This window comes from Novosphingobium sp. P6W (assembly GCF_000876675.2).
Lineage (GTDB): Bacteria > Pseudomonadota > Alphaproteobacteria > Sphingomonadales > Sphingomonadaceae > Novosphingobium.
The window spans coordinates 183,409-198,784 of sequence record NZ_CP030353.1 but is presented as its reverse complement, the minus strand read 5'-3'; the positions used below and the strand labels follow the sequence as shown (position 1 = coordinate 198,784).

Here is a 15,376-nt window from a genome sequence, read left to right as displayed (position 1 = left end):
TGGCAGCCATGACGATGGCGGATCGCTGGCGTGCTGGCCTCGATTCAGCTATCGCGAGGCGTGGGCGGGCTGATCTGAGGCGGAGGGGGTAAGGGGCATGCAAGTCGAGAATCAGGCAACCGCCGTAGAACGCCGTTTCGAACTGCTCGTCCAGAGCGTGACCGACTACGCCATCTACATGCTTGACCCCACCGGCATCGTCACCAGCTGGAATGCCGGGGCGGAGCGTTTCAAGGGCTACAAGCCGGACGAAATCATCGGCCAGCATTTCTCCCGCTTCTATGGCGAGGGCGACCGCGCGGCCGGGATTCCCGAACGCGCCTTGCAGACCGCCGCCTCCGAAGGGAACTTCGAGGCCGAGGGCTGGCGACTGCGCAAGGACGGCAGCCGGTTCTGGGCCAATGTCGTGATCGACCCGGTTCGCGATTCCGGCGGGCAGTTGATCGGCTTCGCCAAAGTCACGCGCGACCTGACCGAGCGGCGCAAAGCTGACGAGGAACTGCGCCGCAGCGAGGAACGCTTCCGCCTGCTGGTGCAGAGCGTGACCGACTATGCGATCTACATGCTCGACCCGGACGGCCTTGTCACCAGCTGGAATGCCGGGGCCGAACGCTTCAAGGGATACCGGGCCGAAGAGATCATCGGCCAGCATTTCTCGCGCTTCTACCTTGACGAGGACCGTGCCGCCGGGGTGCCAGCCCGGGCGCTGTCCACTGCGCTGAACGCCGGCCGCTTCGAGGCCGAAGGCTGGCGGCTGCGCAAGGACGGAACGAAATTCTGGGCCAGCGTGGTCATCGATCCGGTCCGGGGCGACAATGGCGATCTTGTCGGCTTTGCCAAGATCACCCGCGACCTGACAGAGCGCAAGCGCGCGCAGCAGGCGCTGGAACAGGCCCAGCAAGCCTTTTACCAATCGCAGAAAATGGAGGCAATCGGCCAGCTGACCGGCGGTGTTGCCCACGATTTCAACAACCTGCTTGCCGCCATCGTCGGCAGCGCGGACCTCGCCCGGCGCAGGATGAGCCAGGGGCAGGACATCACCCGCTTCCTCGACAACATCATGGAAGCGGCGCAGCGCGGAGCGACGCTGACCCAGCGCATGCTCGCCTTCGCGCGCAGGCAGGACCTGCGTCTGGAAGCGGTGGACCTGACCGCGCTGGTGCGCGGCATGGCGGACTTGCTGGAACGCACGATCGGTTCGGGCGTGACCGTCGACACGCAGTTCCCGCTGACCCTGCAAACCGTGAGGGCCGATCCCGCCCAGCTTGAACTGGGGCTGCTGAACCTGGCGGTGAATGCCCGCGATGCGATGCCGGACGGGGGCCGGATCCTGATCTCCGCCACCCGCGCGCAGAGCCGTGTCCAGCACGGCCTTGCGCCTGGCGACTACGTCTGCCTGACCGTGGCGGACGAGGGCGCGGGCATGGATGCAGCCACTTTGGAGAAGTCCGTGGAGCCGTTCTTCACCACCAAGGGCATCGGCAAGGGCACCGGGCTGGGGCTGTCGATGGTGGTGGGCATGGCCGAGCAGTTCGGCGGCAAGGCGACCTTGAAAAGCACCCCGGGCCAAGGCACGGCGGTCACCTTGTGGCTGCCTGTGGCGCTTGCCGAGGGGGCTGCCGCCGAGGCACCGGAAGCGGCTACACCGGCCGGCCGGATCAAGGCGATGACCGTGCTTGCGGTGGACGATGACGACATCGTCCTGCTCAACACGGCGGCGATGCTGTCCGATCTGGGCCATACCGTGCTGCAGGCGGCATCGGGCGCGCAGGCGCTCCAGATACTTGGCCGGACCGCCGTGGACCTGCTCGTCACCGACTATGCGATGCCGCAGATGACCGGCGCCGAACTGGCGGACGCGGTGCGGGCCGGGTGGCCGGACCTGCCGATCCTGATGATATCGGGATATGCGGATCTGCCGGCCGGGGTGCGACTGCATTATCGCCGGCTCGCCAAGCCGTTCCGCCAGGACGAACTTTCCGCCGCGATTGGGGAAATCGTGCCGCCGCCGGCCTCGGGCGAGGTAGTGGCGTTCCGCTCCCGCACATAGGCACATAGGCCGGGTGACGTGGTGGGTGCCTGCCACTTTCGCCATTGCGAGCGTACCCGCAACGGCGAAAGTGGCAAGGCTGTCAGAGCACCAGAGGAGCGTGGTTGATCTGCGGCAGCACATGCCGCGCGAACAGGTCCGCTTCCGCCGCATGGGGATAGCCTGACAGGATGAAGGCATCGATGCCCTCGTCTTGATAGGCGCGCAGCTTGGCCAGCACCTGATCGGGATCGCCGACGATCGCCGCGCCGCAGCCCGAGCGGGCACGGCCGATGCCGGTCCACAGGTTGTCCTCGACGAAACCGTCGCCGCCCGCCGCGCCGCGCAGTTCCGCCTGCCGGGTCACGCCGACACTGGCGCTGTCGAGCGACTTCTTGCGGATCGCCTCGCCGGCTTCGTCGTCCAGCTTGGACAGCAGCCGGTCGGCATAGACCCGCGCTTCGTCCTCGGTTTCGCGCACGATCACGTGGGCGCGGTAGCCGAACTTCAGGGTGCGGCCGTACTTGGCGGCGCGCGCGGTCATGTCGGCGATGGTTTCGCGCACCTTGTCCATGGTGTCGGGCCACATCAGGTACACGTCGCAGGCCTTGGCCGCCGCTTCGCGCGCATCTTCGGACAGGCCGCCGAAGTAGAGCGGCGGACACTTGCCCGAAACCGTCGAGATCCGGGCAGGGGGCAGGTCGAGGTTGTAGAACTCGCCCTCGTACTTGAGATGCTCGCCGTTCAGCATGATCTTGAGGATCTGCATTACTTCCAGCGTGCGCTGGTAACGCGCGCGGCTGTCCAGTTTCTCGCCCGGCAGGTCGGATGAGATGATGTTCACCGTCAGGCGCCCACCCAGGATACGGTCGAGCGTGGCGATGCGGCGGGCCAGCTGCGGCGGCCAGTCCTCACCCATGCGCAGCGCCCAGAGCAGACGGATCGTCTCCGTCATCGGGGCGATGGCGCCCGCGAACATGGTGGTGTCGATCCCCAGCGCATAGCCCGATGGCAGCAGGATGTTGTCGAACCCGCCCTTTTCGGCCTGCATCACGATGTTGCGGCAATGCTCCCAACTGGACGCCAGCATGGGATCGGGCTGGCCGAGAAATTCGTAGTCATCGTCGCACAGCGCCGAAAACCAGCTTACCTCGCAGGTCTTGCTATCAATCATGGCAGGGACTCTCCTTTTGCGGCGACCAGTACCGCGTACCAACGCGCCCGGGTCCAGCGGACCTTGAGTGCATCGGCGCTTTCCGCGATCCGCTCGGCCTTTTGTGATCCGACGATGGGGATGGCGCGGGCCGGGTGCGCCATGATCCAGCTATAGGCAGCCGCCGTGCGCGACACGCCGAATTCCTCTGCCACCGCGTCCAGCTCGGCCGCGACGGCCAGTGCGCGCTCGTCCTTGGGAGCGGCGATGCGTCCGCCGCCCAGCGGGGACCATGCCATGACGGCCATGTCCATGGCGATCGCCTGGTCCAGTTCGCCGTTCTCGATCGGGGCGAGCTTGAGGGCCGAGAGTTCCGGCTGGGTAGATACGATCGGCAGCGTCATGAACTGCTGCAACGTAGCGATCTGGGCGGCGGTGAAGTTGGAGACGCCGAAGCTGCGGATCTTGCCCGCTTTATGTGCTTCCTCGATGGCTTTTGCGATTTCCGAAGGGTGCGTCAGGATGTCGGGACGGTGGATCTGCCACAGCTCGACGGTGTCGGTGCCGAGGCGGGCGAGTGAAGCGTCGATGGCCGAGGTGAGGTAGCCGGCGCTGGAATTGTAAGGCACGCCCATCGAAATGCCGCCCTTGGTGGCGATCACCAGCTTTTCGCGAAGGCCCGGTTCGCTGGCCAGCGCGCGGCCCAGCAGCGCTTCCGATGCGCCGAACGCCTCGTTGTTGTCGGGGCCGTAGATGTCGGCAGTGTCGATCAGGTTGATCCCGGCGTCGAGCGCGGCGTGAAGCAGCTTGACCACGGCGGGCACATCGTCGCCGCACAGCCGCCAGTTACCCCAGGCAAGGGGGGATACCATGATGCCGCTCTTACCGAGCGGGCGGAGGGCTTCGGGGGAAGGCAGATACGTCATGGAATGTCCTGTCAGGAGAGAAAATCGGGATTGATCGCGGCAACCGATGCGCGTTCGACCAGGTCGTGGGGGAGCCTTCGGTGCGTCAGGTGGACGCCGTCCAGCAGAAGCTGCGTAGCCGCGCGCGCCAGTTCGCGCGTCGGCTGGTGGATGGTGGTGAGCTGGGGCCAGACCATGCGGGCCAGCGTGGTATCGTCGAAGCCCGCGACCGAAAGATCGCCCGGCACATCCAGGCCCATGTCGTGCGCGACAGAGAGGATGCCGGCGGCCATGTCGTCGTTACTGGCGAAGATCGCGGTGGGGCGCGGCGCCGATTTCAGAAACCGATGCGCGGCAGCCACCCCGCTGTCGAAATCGAACTCACCAGGGGCGACCAGCGCCGGCTCGAAAGCGATGCCCGCCCGGTCCAGCGCGCGGCGATAGCCGAACAGGCGCTCCTCGGAAGCCATGTGGTTCGGGTGGCCGCGCACGAACCCGATCCGCCGGTGACCCTTGTTGATGAGGTATGTCGTCATGTCGTCCGCGGCCTGCGCGTCGTCCATGAAGACCGAGGAGGTCATCGCGTGGTTGGTGCCCGGCGAAATGCGCACGAAGGGTATGTCCATGCCCTCCAGCGCCTGCAGCACGGCCACGCAGTCGGTCACGGGAGAAGACAGGATGATGCCGTCGACATGGGTTTCGGTGACCAGCCCGCGCACCTGATCGCCCACGGTGGCGTCCGTCACGTCCACCGGTTGGGCCAGCAGGCGCATTCCCGCCTGGTTGCAGCCTTCCCAGCAGCCCATCTGGATCTGGTTCATGTAATAAGGGCTGTGGTTGTCGTAGATCAGCGCGATCTGGCCGGACTTGGTGCCCGCCAGGATGCGCGCGGCCACGCTGGGACGGAAATCGAGGTCGCGCATCGCCTTTTCGACGCGCTCCTTGGTGTCACCCGCGACGTAGCGGTGGCCGTTCAGCACGCGGCTGACGGTCTTCACCGAAACGCCCGCCAGCGCGGAGACGTCCTTGATGTTGGAACGTTCGCTCATGCCTTCAACGTGGCAAACAGCGGCGTGAAGGCGCTGGAGGGCAGGTAGAATACCGGCGGCTGGCCGTAAGGCGCATCGACGATGTGCGTGCCCGGCGCGAAGTCCTCGCCCGACCACAAGTGACGCCAAGGCATATCACCCGGCAAGATCACGCTGCGGGCCGCCGCATCCGCTTCCACCACCGGCGCGACCAGCATGTCCGCGCCGTAGAGGTACTGGTCCTGCACCGCGAACAGGGCTTCTTCGAAGTAATGCAGGAACAGCGGGCGCTGTACCGGCAGACCGGTCGCTACCGCCTCGTCGCTGAGATGGCGCACATAAGGCGCCAGCGCGGCATGAACGCGCGACATTGCAGCGAAGGAAGCGAGCAGGTCGTCCGAAGAATCGATCTGCAGGTTGTCATCGGGGCGGTTGCCTTCATGGCTGCGCATCACCGGCGAAAACGCGCCCAGTTCGCACCAACGCTTGATGAGGTCCGGCGTGCGCACATTGCCGTGCAGGCTGGTATAGCCGCCCACGTCGCTGTGCGAATAGGCATTGCCGACCAGCCCCGCCGAAAGCGCGGCGGTCAGCACGGTATTGATGCCGTCGTGCCGGGTGAAGTCGACCGACTGGTCCCCAGCCCACAGCAGCGGACAAAACGCCTGCACGCCCGAGAATCCGGCGCGCATGAAGAACACCGCCTCGCCGGTCTTTCCGCGCGATGCGATGGCGCGGGCATTGGCCTCGGCCCAGAGCACGGGCCAGCGGTTGTGCAGCAGCATCGGATCGCTGCCATCGTGCAGGCGCAGGTCTACCGGCAGGTATTCGCCGAAATCCGCCATCCAGCCGGACAGGCCAAAGTCCAGCATCTCGCGCCCGATCACACGCTCTGCAAACCAGTCGAGGCTGGCCGGGTTAGTGAAGTCCACCACGCCGCAGTCGAACTCGCCAAAATCGACGAGGTAGGGTTCGTCGCTGTCCTGCCGCAGCGCCAGGTGCCCGCCCGCGAGCGCCTCCTGATACTGCACGCCGTCATTGGCGAGGTAGGGGTTCACGTAGCCGAGGAAGCGAATGCCGCGCTCTTTCAATGCAGCAATACGGGCGGGAAGGTCCGGATACCGCGCCTCGTTCCACGACCAGTCCCAGAACAGGCGGCGCCCGAAAGTGGTCTGGCGAATGCCGATCCAGTCCTCGCACCACAGCCCGCTGACCTCGGCGCCGGCTTCGATGATCCGGTCGAGCCGGGCGAAACTGGCGTCGCCTTCCTTCAGGCCGACGATCGCGCCGCCGATCGCCCAGTCGGGCAGGGCGGGCTGGCGGCCGAAGCGGGTGGAAAGAGTGCCGACCAGCGCCGCGATCTCATCTGCGGCGAAGAATTCGAGGGTGAAGCTGCCTTCCCACACTTCGATCCCGTGGCGCGCTGCATCGGTGAAATCGAGCACGGAATAGGCGCTGCTGGACAAGTGGCAGGCGTAAAGGCGCGAGGACAGGAAGGTGGGCTGGGGGTAATTGGTCCACCAGTAATCGCCGCCGGCCATGCCTTGCTCGTCCATCAGGCGGGTCAGCTCGGTAGACTTGTCGCGGCCCACGCCGGGTTCGCTGGTCCAGATCGGGAAGCGGCGGCCGGACAGGTCGAGGTAGCTCATCTGCTCCCCGCCGCCCCATACATGCTCGCCGGGCTGGGCGGTCAGTTCGATCCATACGCGGTCATGGCCTGCAGCCAGCGCATGGACCCGTAGCGAATCGCCCTTGGCGCTCAGCCGCAGCAAAGGCGGGCTATCGAGGGCCTCGGACACCAGCAGATCGTCCCCGTCCATGCGCGCGGCGCCAAGCGCCACGCGCCCGGTCGGCGCATCGCTGATCTCGAAGTTTCCGCGCACCATGCGCACCTCCGGCTGCCCGCTGGCGACCGAAAAAGCGGGGCGTTGGGGCGTGCTGCACAGAACTTCGCGTCCGGCCAGATGGCAGGCGAAACCATGCTCCTGAATGCTGAAGGTCAGCGCCACGATCCTAAACTCCCTATCTGTGCCCGATGTGCAGCACTCGACGGCGCATTCGCCCTGTCCGATATGACACCGCTTGACAGAAATGCTGGACCCGATCAAGAGGGCAACCAACCAACAGGACGACCTGAGGTGAAAACTTCGGATCGATCCCGATTGAGGAGGGGAGAGTCATGATTTCGGAAAATTCCAACGGTATGGTCAAGCGCGCGGCATTCGCATTTTCTGCGTCCGTGTTCGCACTGGCAGCGGCTTCGCCTGCTTTTGCCCAGGTCGAAGAAATTATCGTTACTGCGCAGAAGGTTAAGCAGAACATCCAGGATGTTCCGATCGCCATCAGCGCGGTTACCGGCGATGCCATGGCCCGCGCCGGCGCCAAAAGCCTTGAGGACATCACCTCGATTGTTCCCTCGGTGACCTTCCGCAAGGGCACGACCAACGCCAACAGCGCCATCGTGATGCGCGGCGTCGGCACCATCAGTTTCTCGGTCGCGGCAGAGCCCAGTGTGTCCACCGTTGTCGACGGCATCGTGCTGAGCCGCTCGGGCCAGTCGTTTCTCGACCTCGTCGATTTCGATCGTCTCGAAGTGCTTCGCGGCCCGCAGGGCACGCTGTTCGGCAAGAACGCGTCGGCTGGCCTCGTCAACATCGTTTCCAAGGGCGGCACCAAGGATTTTGAAGCCGAAGCCAACGTTTCGGGCACCACCGACGACGAATACCGCGCCAAGATGACCCTGTCCGGCCCGATCGCGCAGGACCTGACGGCGCGCGTCACCGGGTTCTACGGCACGTTCGACGGCAACCTGAAGAACATCGCGGTCGACAAGACCGTTAATGGTTACGAGCACTACGGCGCACGCGGCCTGATCGATTATGACGGCAACGGCGGCCGCCTGCGCCTGATCGCGGACTACTTCAAAGCCAACGACGATTGCTGCGCCGAAGTCACCGGCGTATCGCGCGGCGCCGTGCTGGACCGTGAACTGGGTATCACGCCGCAGGGCGAAGACACCCGCAAGGTCAACCAAAACCTCGTCACCCGCTCGCTCGACCGCCAGTACAGCTTCACCGCCAGCGCCGACATCGACACTTTCGCGGATCACACGCTCAGCATCGTCACCGGCTATCGCAACTGGAAGAACACCGAAATCCGCGACGGCGACTTCCTGCCCCGCGCGCTTGTTGGTACTCCGCAGTTGCATGACCGCGGTACGGTTGAAACCGATCAGGTTTCAGCCGAAGTCCGCCTGGCTTCACCGCAGAATCAAGCGCTTACCTATCAGGTCGGCGGCTTCCTGTGGTATTCGAAGAACACGCAGGACTTCACCCGCAGCGACGTGACCTGCGCCACGTCGACCTCGCCCATCGATCCTGTCACGGGCGCTCGGCCGTGCAACCTGTCGGACACGGTCAATACCCTGTTCCCAACCGCCTCTTCGCGCAGCGACGTGTCGTTCCGCAACTGGGCGATCTTCGGGCAGAGCACGTATGAGTTCACCCCGCAGCTGCGCCTGACGCTGGGCGGCCGCTTCACGCATGACAGCGTGAGCTACGTCCACACCCGCGCGCCTGCCGTGAATGCGACCACGGGCCTTCCCGCAACCGGCGCCGGACTTTCGGGCGTGGGCGCCGGCGGCACCATCGCTTCGGGCGGCAACGGCACCAACACCTCGCGCGGCAGCACCAGCGCCGACAACTTCTCGGGCAAGGCTGTGCTGCAGTACAACGTCGCCGACGACGTGATGCTCTACGGCAGCTACACGCGCGGCTACAAGGGACCGGCGTTCAACGTCTTCTTCAACCACACCGCGCCGACCAACTCGCAGCCGATCGATCCTGAAAAGTCGAACAGCTTCGAAGCCGGCGTGAAGAGCCAGTTCTTCGGCCGCATGCTGCAGGTCAACGCCACTGCATTCCTGGTCGATTACAAGGGCTTCCAGGCGAACAACTTCGTCCTGCTCAACGGCGCGGTTGTCACCAACCTGACCAATGCAGGCACCGTGCGTTCGAAGGGCTTCGAGGTCGATGCGACCTTCGCGCCTACTTCGGGCCTGACCTTCCGCGCCAACGCCGCCTATGCCGATGCCAAGGTTCGCCGGTTCAACCCGAACCCGCTCACCAATGCGCCGGACGCCCGCGACGGCACCCGCCTGCCGCTGGCTCCCAAGTTCAGCTACACCCTTGGCGCCGACTATGATGTCGATGCCGGCCCGGTGAAGCTCTACCTGTCGAGCGACTGGCACCATGTCTCTAAGCAGTTCTCCGACCTTGGCGAGAGCGGCGAAATCGATCCTTACGGCATCTGGAACGCCAGCGTCGGCGTGTCGGATTCGGAAGACAAGTACCGCCTGACCTTCATGGTCAGGAACCTGCTGGATGACAGCTACGTGCTGCTCAACACGACTGCCGGCCAGCGCCTGATGATCCCGCGCGATGCCGACCGTTACGCAGGCCTCAACTTGCGGGCGCGCTTCAACTGAGGGTGGGCGCAAACACCCTCAGCTGAAGGCTCGTAGAGAAGCCCCGGCGGACCTCCTCCCCGCCGGGGCTTCTTTTTGCGTGATTGACTTTGATAACCAAATGGGTTATATGCTGCGTCGTCGATTTCGGTCGACATAGCGGCGGGGCGGGGAGTGTGTAGCTGACACTTCATGCTTTCCGCACATGGTCGGCGCCCGGTGGTGGACCGGACAAGCTGCAATCGGATGCGTGGATGAAAACGGGGGTATGCCCCCGGGACAGGCGGCAGGGGAGCGAGCCCGACCCGCCATCCCCGCGCACCACAGGGCCGTGCCTGAGAGTTTTTGAGGTTTGCCCCTCTCCGGCCGTTCGCAATTCACAGGCAAGCTCGACAAGCATGTCGCCTGATGCTGGCGGCCCCAGCGCCGGCCATACCCGTCCGCTGAATTTCCCTGGCTGCCGCGCGACAATCACGATAAGAATCTCCGTCAATCAGGATAAGAAAGCTTTCTGAGGCTGCTGCCTCCGGGAGGGCGAAGCCCGAACGGAGGCAGCAGCCTCAGAAAATGGCGACTTTGGTGCCCTATCATGGGGAGCTGTCGTCGGTGATCGCGCTGGGTCGGGTAAGGATGGATCTCTTTTAGAGGGGATCTGACCATTGCCCGGCCGCCACATCACCGATCACCAAAGGAAGCTCTACATGAAGGCCAGACAGACAGGTGGCGTTGCGGTTGCAGCGGCGAAAGCATCATTTAGTATCGCAACGGCATATTTGCTCGAGGGGGCGGAACCGACCGTACCGGTCAGGAAGGTGCGAGAGCGCCGGCGTCCGGATCCTCTGGTCGACATTTTCGACGCCGAGGTGGTGCCGATGCTCAAGGCTGCGCCGGGGCTGCGGTCAGTCGGCATTTTCGAAGAGCTGCAGCGCCGCCATCCCAGCCTGGATCCGGGCGTGCGCCGGACGCTTGAACGGCGCATCCGCGCTTGGCGGGCGCTTTATGGCGCCGAGCAGGAGGTCATCTTCCGCCAGATCCACGAACCTGGGCGCATGGGACTGTCCGACTTTACCGAGATGGGCGATCTTGGTGCCCAGACCGTCACGGTCGCCGGTCTGCCGCTGGATCACCGCTTCTACCACTTCCGCCTTGCCTACAGCGGCTTCGAGCATGCGCATGTCGTCCTGGGCGGGGAGAGCTTCGTCGCCCTGGCGGAAGGTTTGCAGAACGCCTTATGGTCGTTGGGCGGCGTCCCGCGTGAACATCGTAGCGACAGCTTGTCGGCTGCGTTCCGCAATCTCGACCGGGACGCTCGCGAGGATCTGACCCGGCGATACGATGCGCTATGCGCCGACTATGGCATGGAACCGACGCGCAACAATCGCGGTGTCGCGCACGAAAACGGTTCGATCGAAAGCCCGCATGGCCATTTCAAGAGCGCCATCAAGGATGCTCTGCTGCTGCGCGGAACCAGCGACTTCAGCGATCTTGGGGCATACCGTGCCTTCATCGATGAGATCGTCAGCCGCAAGAATGCCCGCATCACCCGGCACATCGAGACCGAGCGGGCGGCTTTGCACCCGCTGCCTCCAGGGCGCAGCTGCGACTTCGAGGAGACGATCGTGACCGTCACCTCGTCGAGCGCCTTCACCCTCAAGAAGGTGTTCTACACCGTACCGTCCCGCCTCATCGGCCATCGCTTGCGCGTCAGACTGTATGATGACCGTCTCGACGTCCTGGTCGGCGCCACTTGGCTCATGACGCTGGAGCGTGGTCGTGCCGACAGCAGCGGCAAGCATGGCCATGTCGTCGACTATCGCCATGTCATCCATTCGCTGCGACGCAAGCCGATGGCGTTGCTCAATCTCGTTTATCGCGCACAGCTGTTTCCGCGTGACGCCTATCGCCTGACCTTCGACCGGCTCATCGAGAGCATGGCCGAGAAACCGGCGTGCCGGCTGATGGTCGATATCCTGAGCCTAGCCCATGACCGAGGCTGCGAGGCCGAACTCGCCGCGGTTCTGGCGATCGAACTCGACGCCGCGCGCTTGCCCGACATGTCATTGCTGCGGGCCCGCTTTGCCCCCGACCCGGCGGCGCTGCCCGGCGTCGTCGTCCGGCTCGCGCCCCTCGATGACTATGACGTGTTGCTGGGCAACCAGTTCGAGGTGGCGGCATGAACCAGACCGTAGACGCCGCACGGCTGAAGCTGATCCTCAACGATCTGCGCTTGCCCGCCATCAAGCACCATTGGCCCATGATCGCCGCGCAGTCCGACAAGGAGGGATGGCCGGCCGCCCGGTTCCTGGCCACCCTGGCTGAGCACTAGATCGCCGAACGCGACCGACGGCGGATTGAGCGCCATCTGGCTGAGGCCAGGCTTCTGCCCGGCAAAACCCTCGACAGCTTCGACTTCGATGCGGTGCCGATGGTCTCCAAGGCCCATGTCATGGCAATCTGTGCTGGTGACAGCTGGATCGATAGCGGGGCCAATCTCATCCTCATCGGGGGGCCTGGCGGCGGCAAAACGCATCTTGCGTTCGCCATCGGCTTGGCCTTGATCGAAAACGGATGGCGCACACTGTTTACCCGTACTTCCGATCTGGTTCAGAAACTCCAGATCGCCCGCCGCGAACTGTCGCTGGAAAGCGCGATCGCCAAGCTCGACAAATACCACCTGCTGATTCTGGATGATCTCGCCTACGTCAGCAAGGATCAGGCAGAAACCTCCGTCTTGTTCGAGCTCATCAGCGCTCGATATGAGCGGCGCTCCACCCTCATCACTGCAAACCAGCCATTTGGCGACTGGTCGCGGGTCTTTCCGGATCCCGCCATGACGCTCGCCGCTGTGGACCGCATCGTTCACCACTCCACCATCTTCGAAATGAACGTCGACAGTTACCGGCGGCGCACCGCCATACAGCGCAAACAGGAGGGCCCCGGACGACCGCCGAGCCGCGCGACAATCAACGACAGCAGCCTGCTGTCGCGCCGCGACAATCAACCCCAAACATAACGCTTGCCAGCGTCAATCAACAAGAACACAATGGCAACAACGCGATCTCGGATTCTTATCCTGATCGACGGGCCTTCCGATCCTGATTGTCGCGCCATACCTGGCGTTATCCCGCGTTCGCCGGCGGATGCGGGGGCGTGCCTGCGAGATTTATGGGGCAGGGCGGTATGATCCGCCTCCGAACACGATCGTCATTGCGGACATAGCGAAGCAACCCAGAGCGATCTACGCCGCCCTGGGTTGCTTCTGCGTGCTCGCAATGACGGAGTGGGTCAGTCGGTCGCCGTTGCCAGCTTCGGCTGCATCAGGTGGATGAACGCCAGAGCTACGAGATAGGCCGATCCGCAGACGACGAAAAGCGGCCCGTATCCCAGCCCCGAATCCAGCGACCAGCCGGCGAATTCGATGATCCCGGTTCCCGTCAGGTTGCCGCCGATGGCGCCCAGCGCGATGACCGTGGCGATCCGGCGCGAGGGGATGATCTCGGTCGCCATGCCGAAGATGTTGGTCGAGAAGCCCTGGTGCGCGAACAGGCCCATGCCGATGCAGATCGCCGCGACCCACGGGTTGGACGCGATGAGCGCAAGCGGCATGACCAGCACGATCAGCGCAAAGGCCAGCATCGCGCTCTTGCGGGCGGCGTTCACAGAGAGGCCGCGCAGCAGGAGAGCCGGGTAAAGGGCGCCGCTGCTCACCGCGCCCAGAGCGGCAAGGGTGAAGATGATCGCGATCGGCCAGCCGAGCGCGCCCTGGCTGAGGCTGAACTGGCGTGAGAAGAAGTCAGGCGTCCAGAACAGCACGAACCACCAAACCAGATCGGTGAACGCCTTGGCGCCGATCACGGTCCAGGTGCGCCGGTCGGAAAGGATCACGCCCCACTCCACCTTGCCGCGCGTGGTGGCGGTCTGCCCGGCGATGGGCTTGAGTTTCGCGGTGTTGAAATGCCATGCGGCCAGCCACAGCAGGCCCAGCGCGCCGGTAACCAGGAACGCCGCTTTCCAGCCGAAGGCGATGGCGAAGGGCGGGATCAGCAGGGGGGTGATGATGGCGCCGATGTTGGGCGCGGTGTTGATGATGCCGATGCCGATGGAGCGGCGCTGGATCGGCAGGTAGATCGCGGCGGTCTTCATCGCGGCGGGGGTATTGACCGATTCTGCCGTGGCCAGGACCGCGCGGGCGATCACGAATTGCTGCACGCTGGCGGCCAGCGCATGGGCCATGCCGGCCAGGCTCCACACCGCCACGGCAAAGCCATAGGCGAAGCGCACGCCGAACCGGTCGACGAACCAGCCCACGCCCAGCAGCGAGGCGGCGGCGGCCAGCTGGAAGATCGAGCCGAGGTGGGCGAACTGCTGGTCGGTCCAGTTGAATTCGGCCTCCAGCATGGGCTTAAGCAGCGCCAGAACCTGCCTGTCGACGTAGTTCAGCGCGGTTGCCAGGAAGATCAGCCCGATCAACACGTTCTGCGCGCGAATGGCGGCGGGATCTGCTGAGGCTTCCGCAAGCGATGGGGCGGGCGGGGGCGCGGCGCCCTGCGGTTCGTGCAACGTCATTCAGCTCTCCCATAGCCTGTCGCTTCATCGGCGACAATTCATTGCCATCCGCGCGCAAAGCTCTTGCTCCGCCGTGCGCATGGCCATACAGGTCGATATGACACCGCAGGACAGACAGCAAGCATCTTCATCGCGAAGGATGCAGTCGGGAGACGAGCACAGGTGAGCACAGATCACGCCGGCGACCTTTATGGCGAAATGTTCCTGGTAGAGCAGGACGCCGTTTCTGCACCGCGCAAGCGGCTGGAGGAATGGAAGCTGCTATGGCCCGGCCTCGCCATCTGCGGAATCGCGAGCATCGCCGCTGCCTGGCTTTCCGAGCATTACGGCGCGCCGATCATCCTGATGGGCCTGCTGATCGGGCTGTCGCTGAACTTCGTCACCAGCGAAGTGCGCACTCATCCCGGCCTCGATTTCGTATCCAAGGCATGCCTGCGCTGGGGCATCGTGGTGCTGGGCACGCAAGTAACCATCGCGCAGATCGGCGATCTTGGCCCGGTGCCGTTCTTGGCGCTGCTGACAGTGATGGCCGCCGCTATGGGCACGGCGCTGGTGGTGGCCCGGCTGAACGGTGCCTCCACCGCGATCGGGCTGCTGGCCGGCGGGGCGACCGCGATCTGCGGCGCTTCGGCGGCGCTGGCGCTGTTCGGCGTGCTGGGACCGAAGCGGGTCAGCCAGGCGCAGTTCGCCCTGACGCTGGTGGTTATCTCGCTCGCTTCGGCGCTGGCTATGTCGTTCTATCCTCCGCTGGCGGGGCTGCTCCACCTTGACGACCGGCAGGCAGGCTTCCTGATCGGCGCATCGATCCACGACGTCGCGCAGGCGATCGGCGGCGGCTACGCCTATTCCGATGTCGCGGGCAGCTATGCCACCATCGTAAAATTGTCGCGCGTGGCGCTGCTGGCGCCGGTGGTGGCGATCGTCTCGGTCATGGTGGCGGACGAGGATGCGGCCGGGCGGCACTGGATCAGGAAGCTGGCGATGCCCTGGTTCATCACCCTGTTCCTGGCAGTGGTCGTGGTCAATTCGCTGGTCACGGTGCCGCAGGTGGTGGTCCATGCCACGCTGACCCTGTCCAAGGCGCTGCTGCTGCTGGCGGTGACGGCCACGGCGATGCGTTCGCGCCTCGACCTTGTAATGCAGATGGGCTGGCGCGCGGCTATGCCGGTCGTTGCGGCGACGCTGGCATCCCTGGTGGTGGCCTGCGCGTTCAGCATGCTGATCCTTTGA

The 15,376-nt window shown here is 64.7% G+C and carries 9 protein-coding genes and 1 pseudogene; 5 read left to right on the top strand and 5 right to left on the bottom strand.

From position 1 onward, the window contains the following. The first annotated feature begins 97 nt into the window (after positions 1 to 97). Positions 98 to 2,050 carry a PAS domain-containing sensor histidine kinase gene (locus tag TQ38_RS17355; protein ID WP_043974958.1) on the top strand — a complete coding sequence of 651 codons (1,953 nt, stop codon included), beginning with the start codon at positions 98 to 100 and terminating at the stop codon, positions 2,048 to 2,050. A gap of 82 nt (positions 2,051 to 2,132) precedes the next feature. On the opposite strand, the gene TQ38_RS17350 is transcribed toward TQ38_RS17355, so the two are convergent. The 4 genes from TQ38_RS17350 to TQ38_RS17335 are packed head-to-tail and all read right to left on the bottom strand — an operon-like array spanning position 2,133 to position 7,124. Beyond that, positions 2,133 to 3,203 (bottom strand): LLM class flavin-dependent oxidoreductase, encoded by a 1,071-nt coding sequence (locus TQ38_RS17350; RefSeq protein WP_043974956.1) that lies wholly within the window; start codon positions 3,201 to 3,203, stop codon positions 2,133 to 2,135. Continuing rightward, positions 3,200 to 4,108, bottom strand: coding sequence for an aldo/keto reductase family oxidoreductase (locus tag TQ38_RS17345; protein ID WP_043974954.1), 909 nt, complete (start codon positions 4,106 to 4,108; stop codon positions 3,200 to 3,202). Before TQ38_RS17345 ends, TQ38_RS17350 begins: the two co-directional genes overlap by 4 nt. 11 nt (positions 4,109 to 4,119) lie before the next feature. Next, the gene (locus tag TQ38_RS17340; protein ID WP_043974952.1) at positions 4,120 to 5,136 is read right to left on the bottom strand and encodes a LacI family DNA-binding transcriptional regulator; all 1,017 of its coding nucleotides are present in this window, start codon (positions 5,134 to 5,136) and stop codon (positions 4,120 to 4,122) included. Then, entirely contained in the window at positions 5,133 to 7,124 is a 1,992-nt protein-coding gene (locus TQ38_RS17335; RefSeq protein ID WP_113941985.1) for an alpha-glucosidase, read from the bottom strand. Before TQ38_RS17335 ends, TQ38_RS17340 begins: the two co-directional genes overlap by 4 nt. A gap of 170 nt (positions 7,125 to 7,294) precedes the next feature. On the opposite strand from TQ38_RS17335, the gene TQ38_RS17330 reads away from it, so the two are divergent. From TQ38_RS17330 to istB, 3 genes and pseudogenes are all read left to right on the top strand, one after another. Then, positions 7,295 to 9,601, top strand: coding sequence for a TonB-dependent receptor (locus TQ38_RS17330; RefSeq protein WP_043974951.1), 2,307 nt, complete (start codon positions 7,295 to 7,297; stop codon positions 9,599 to 9,601). 680 nt (positions 9,602 to 10,281) lie between these two features. Next, positions 10,282 to 11,757 carry an IS21 family transposase gene (gene istA / locus TQ38_RS17325; RefSeq protein ID WP_043974950.1) on the top strand — a complete coding sequence of 492 codons (1,476 nt, stop codon included), beginning with the start codon at positions 10,282 to 10,284 and terminating at the stop codon, positions 11,755 to 11,757. Then, positions 11,754 to 12,593, top strand: a pseudogene (gene istB / locus TQ38_RS17320) (IS21-like element helper ATPase IstB). The gene istA and the pseudogene istB overlap by 4 nt, the downstream one beginning before the upstream one ends. A 272-nt stretch (positions 12,594 to 12,865) precedes the next feature. On the opposite strand, the gene TQ38_RS17315 reads toward istB, so the two are convergent. After that, positions 12,866 to 14,146, bottom strand: coding sequence for an MFS transporter (locus tag TQ38_RS17315; RefSeq protein WP_043974948.1), 1,281 nt, complete (start codon positions 14,144 to 14,146; stop codon positions 12,866 to 12,868). A gap of 162 nt (positions 14,147 to 14,308) precedes the next feature. Between TQ38_RS17315 and TQ38_RS17310 the strand changes: the two genes are divergently transcribed. Continuing rightward, the gene (locus tag TQ38_RS17310) at positions 14,309 to 15,376 is read left to right on the top strand and encodes a YeiH family protein (protein WP_043974945.1); all 1,068 of its coding nucleotides are present in this window, start codon (positions 14,309 to 14,311) and stop codon (positions 15,374 to 15,376) included.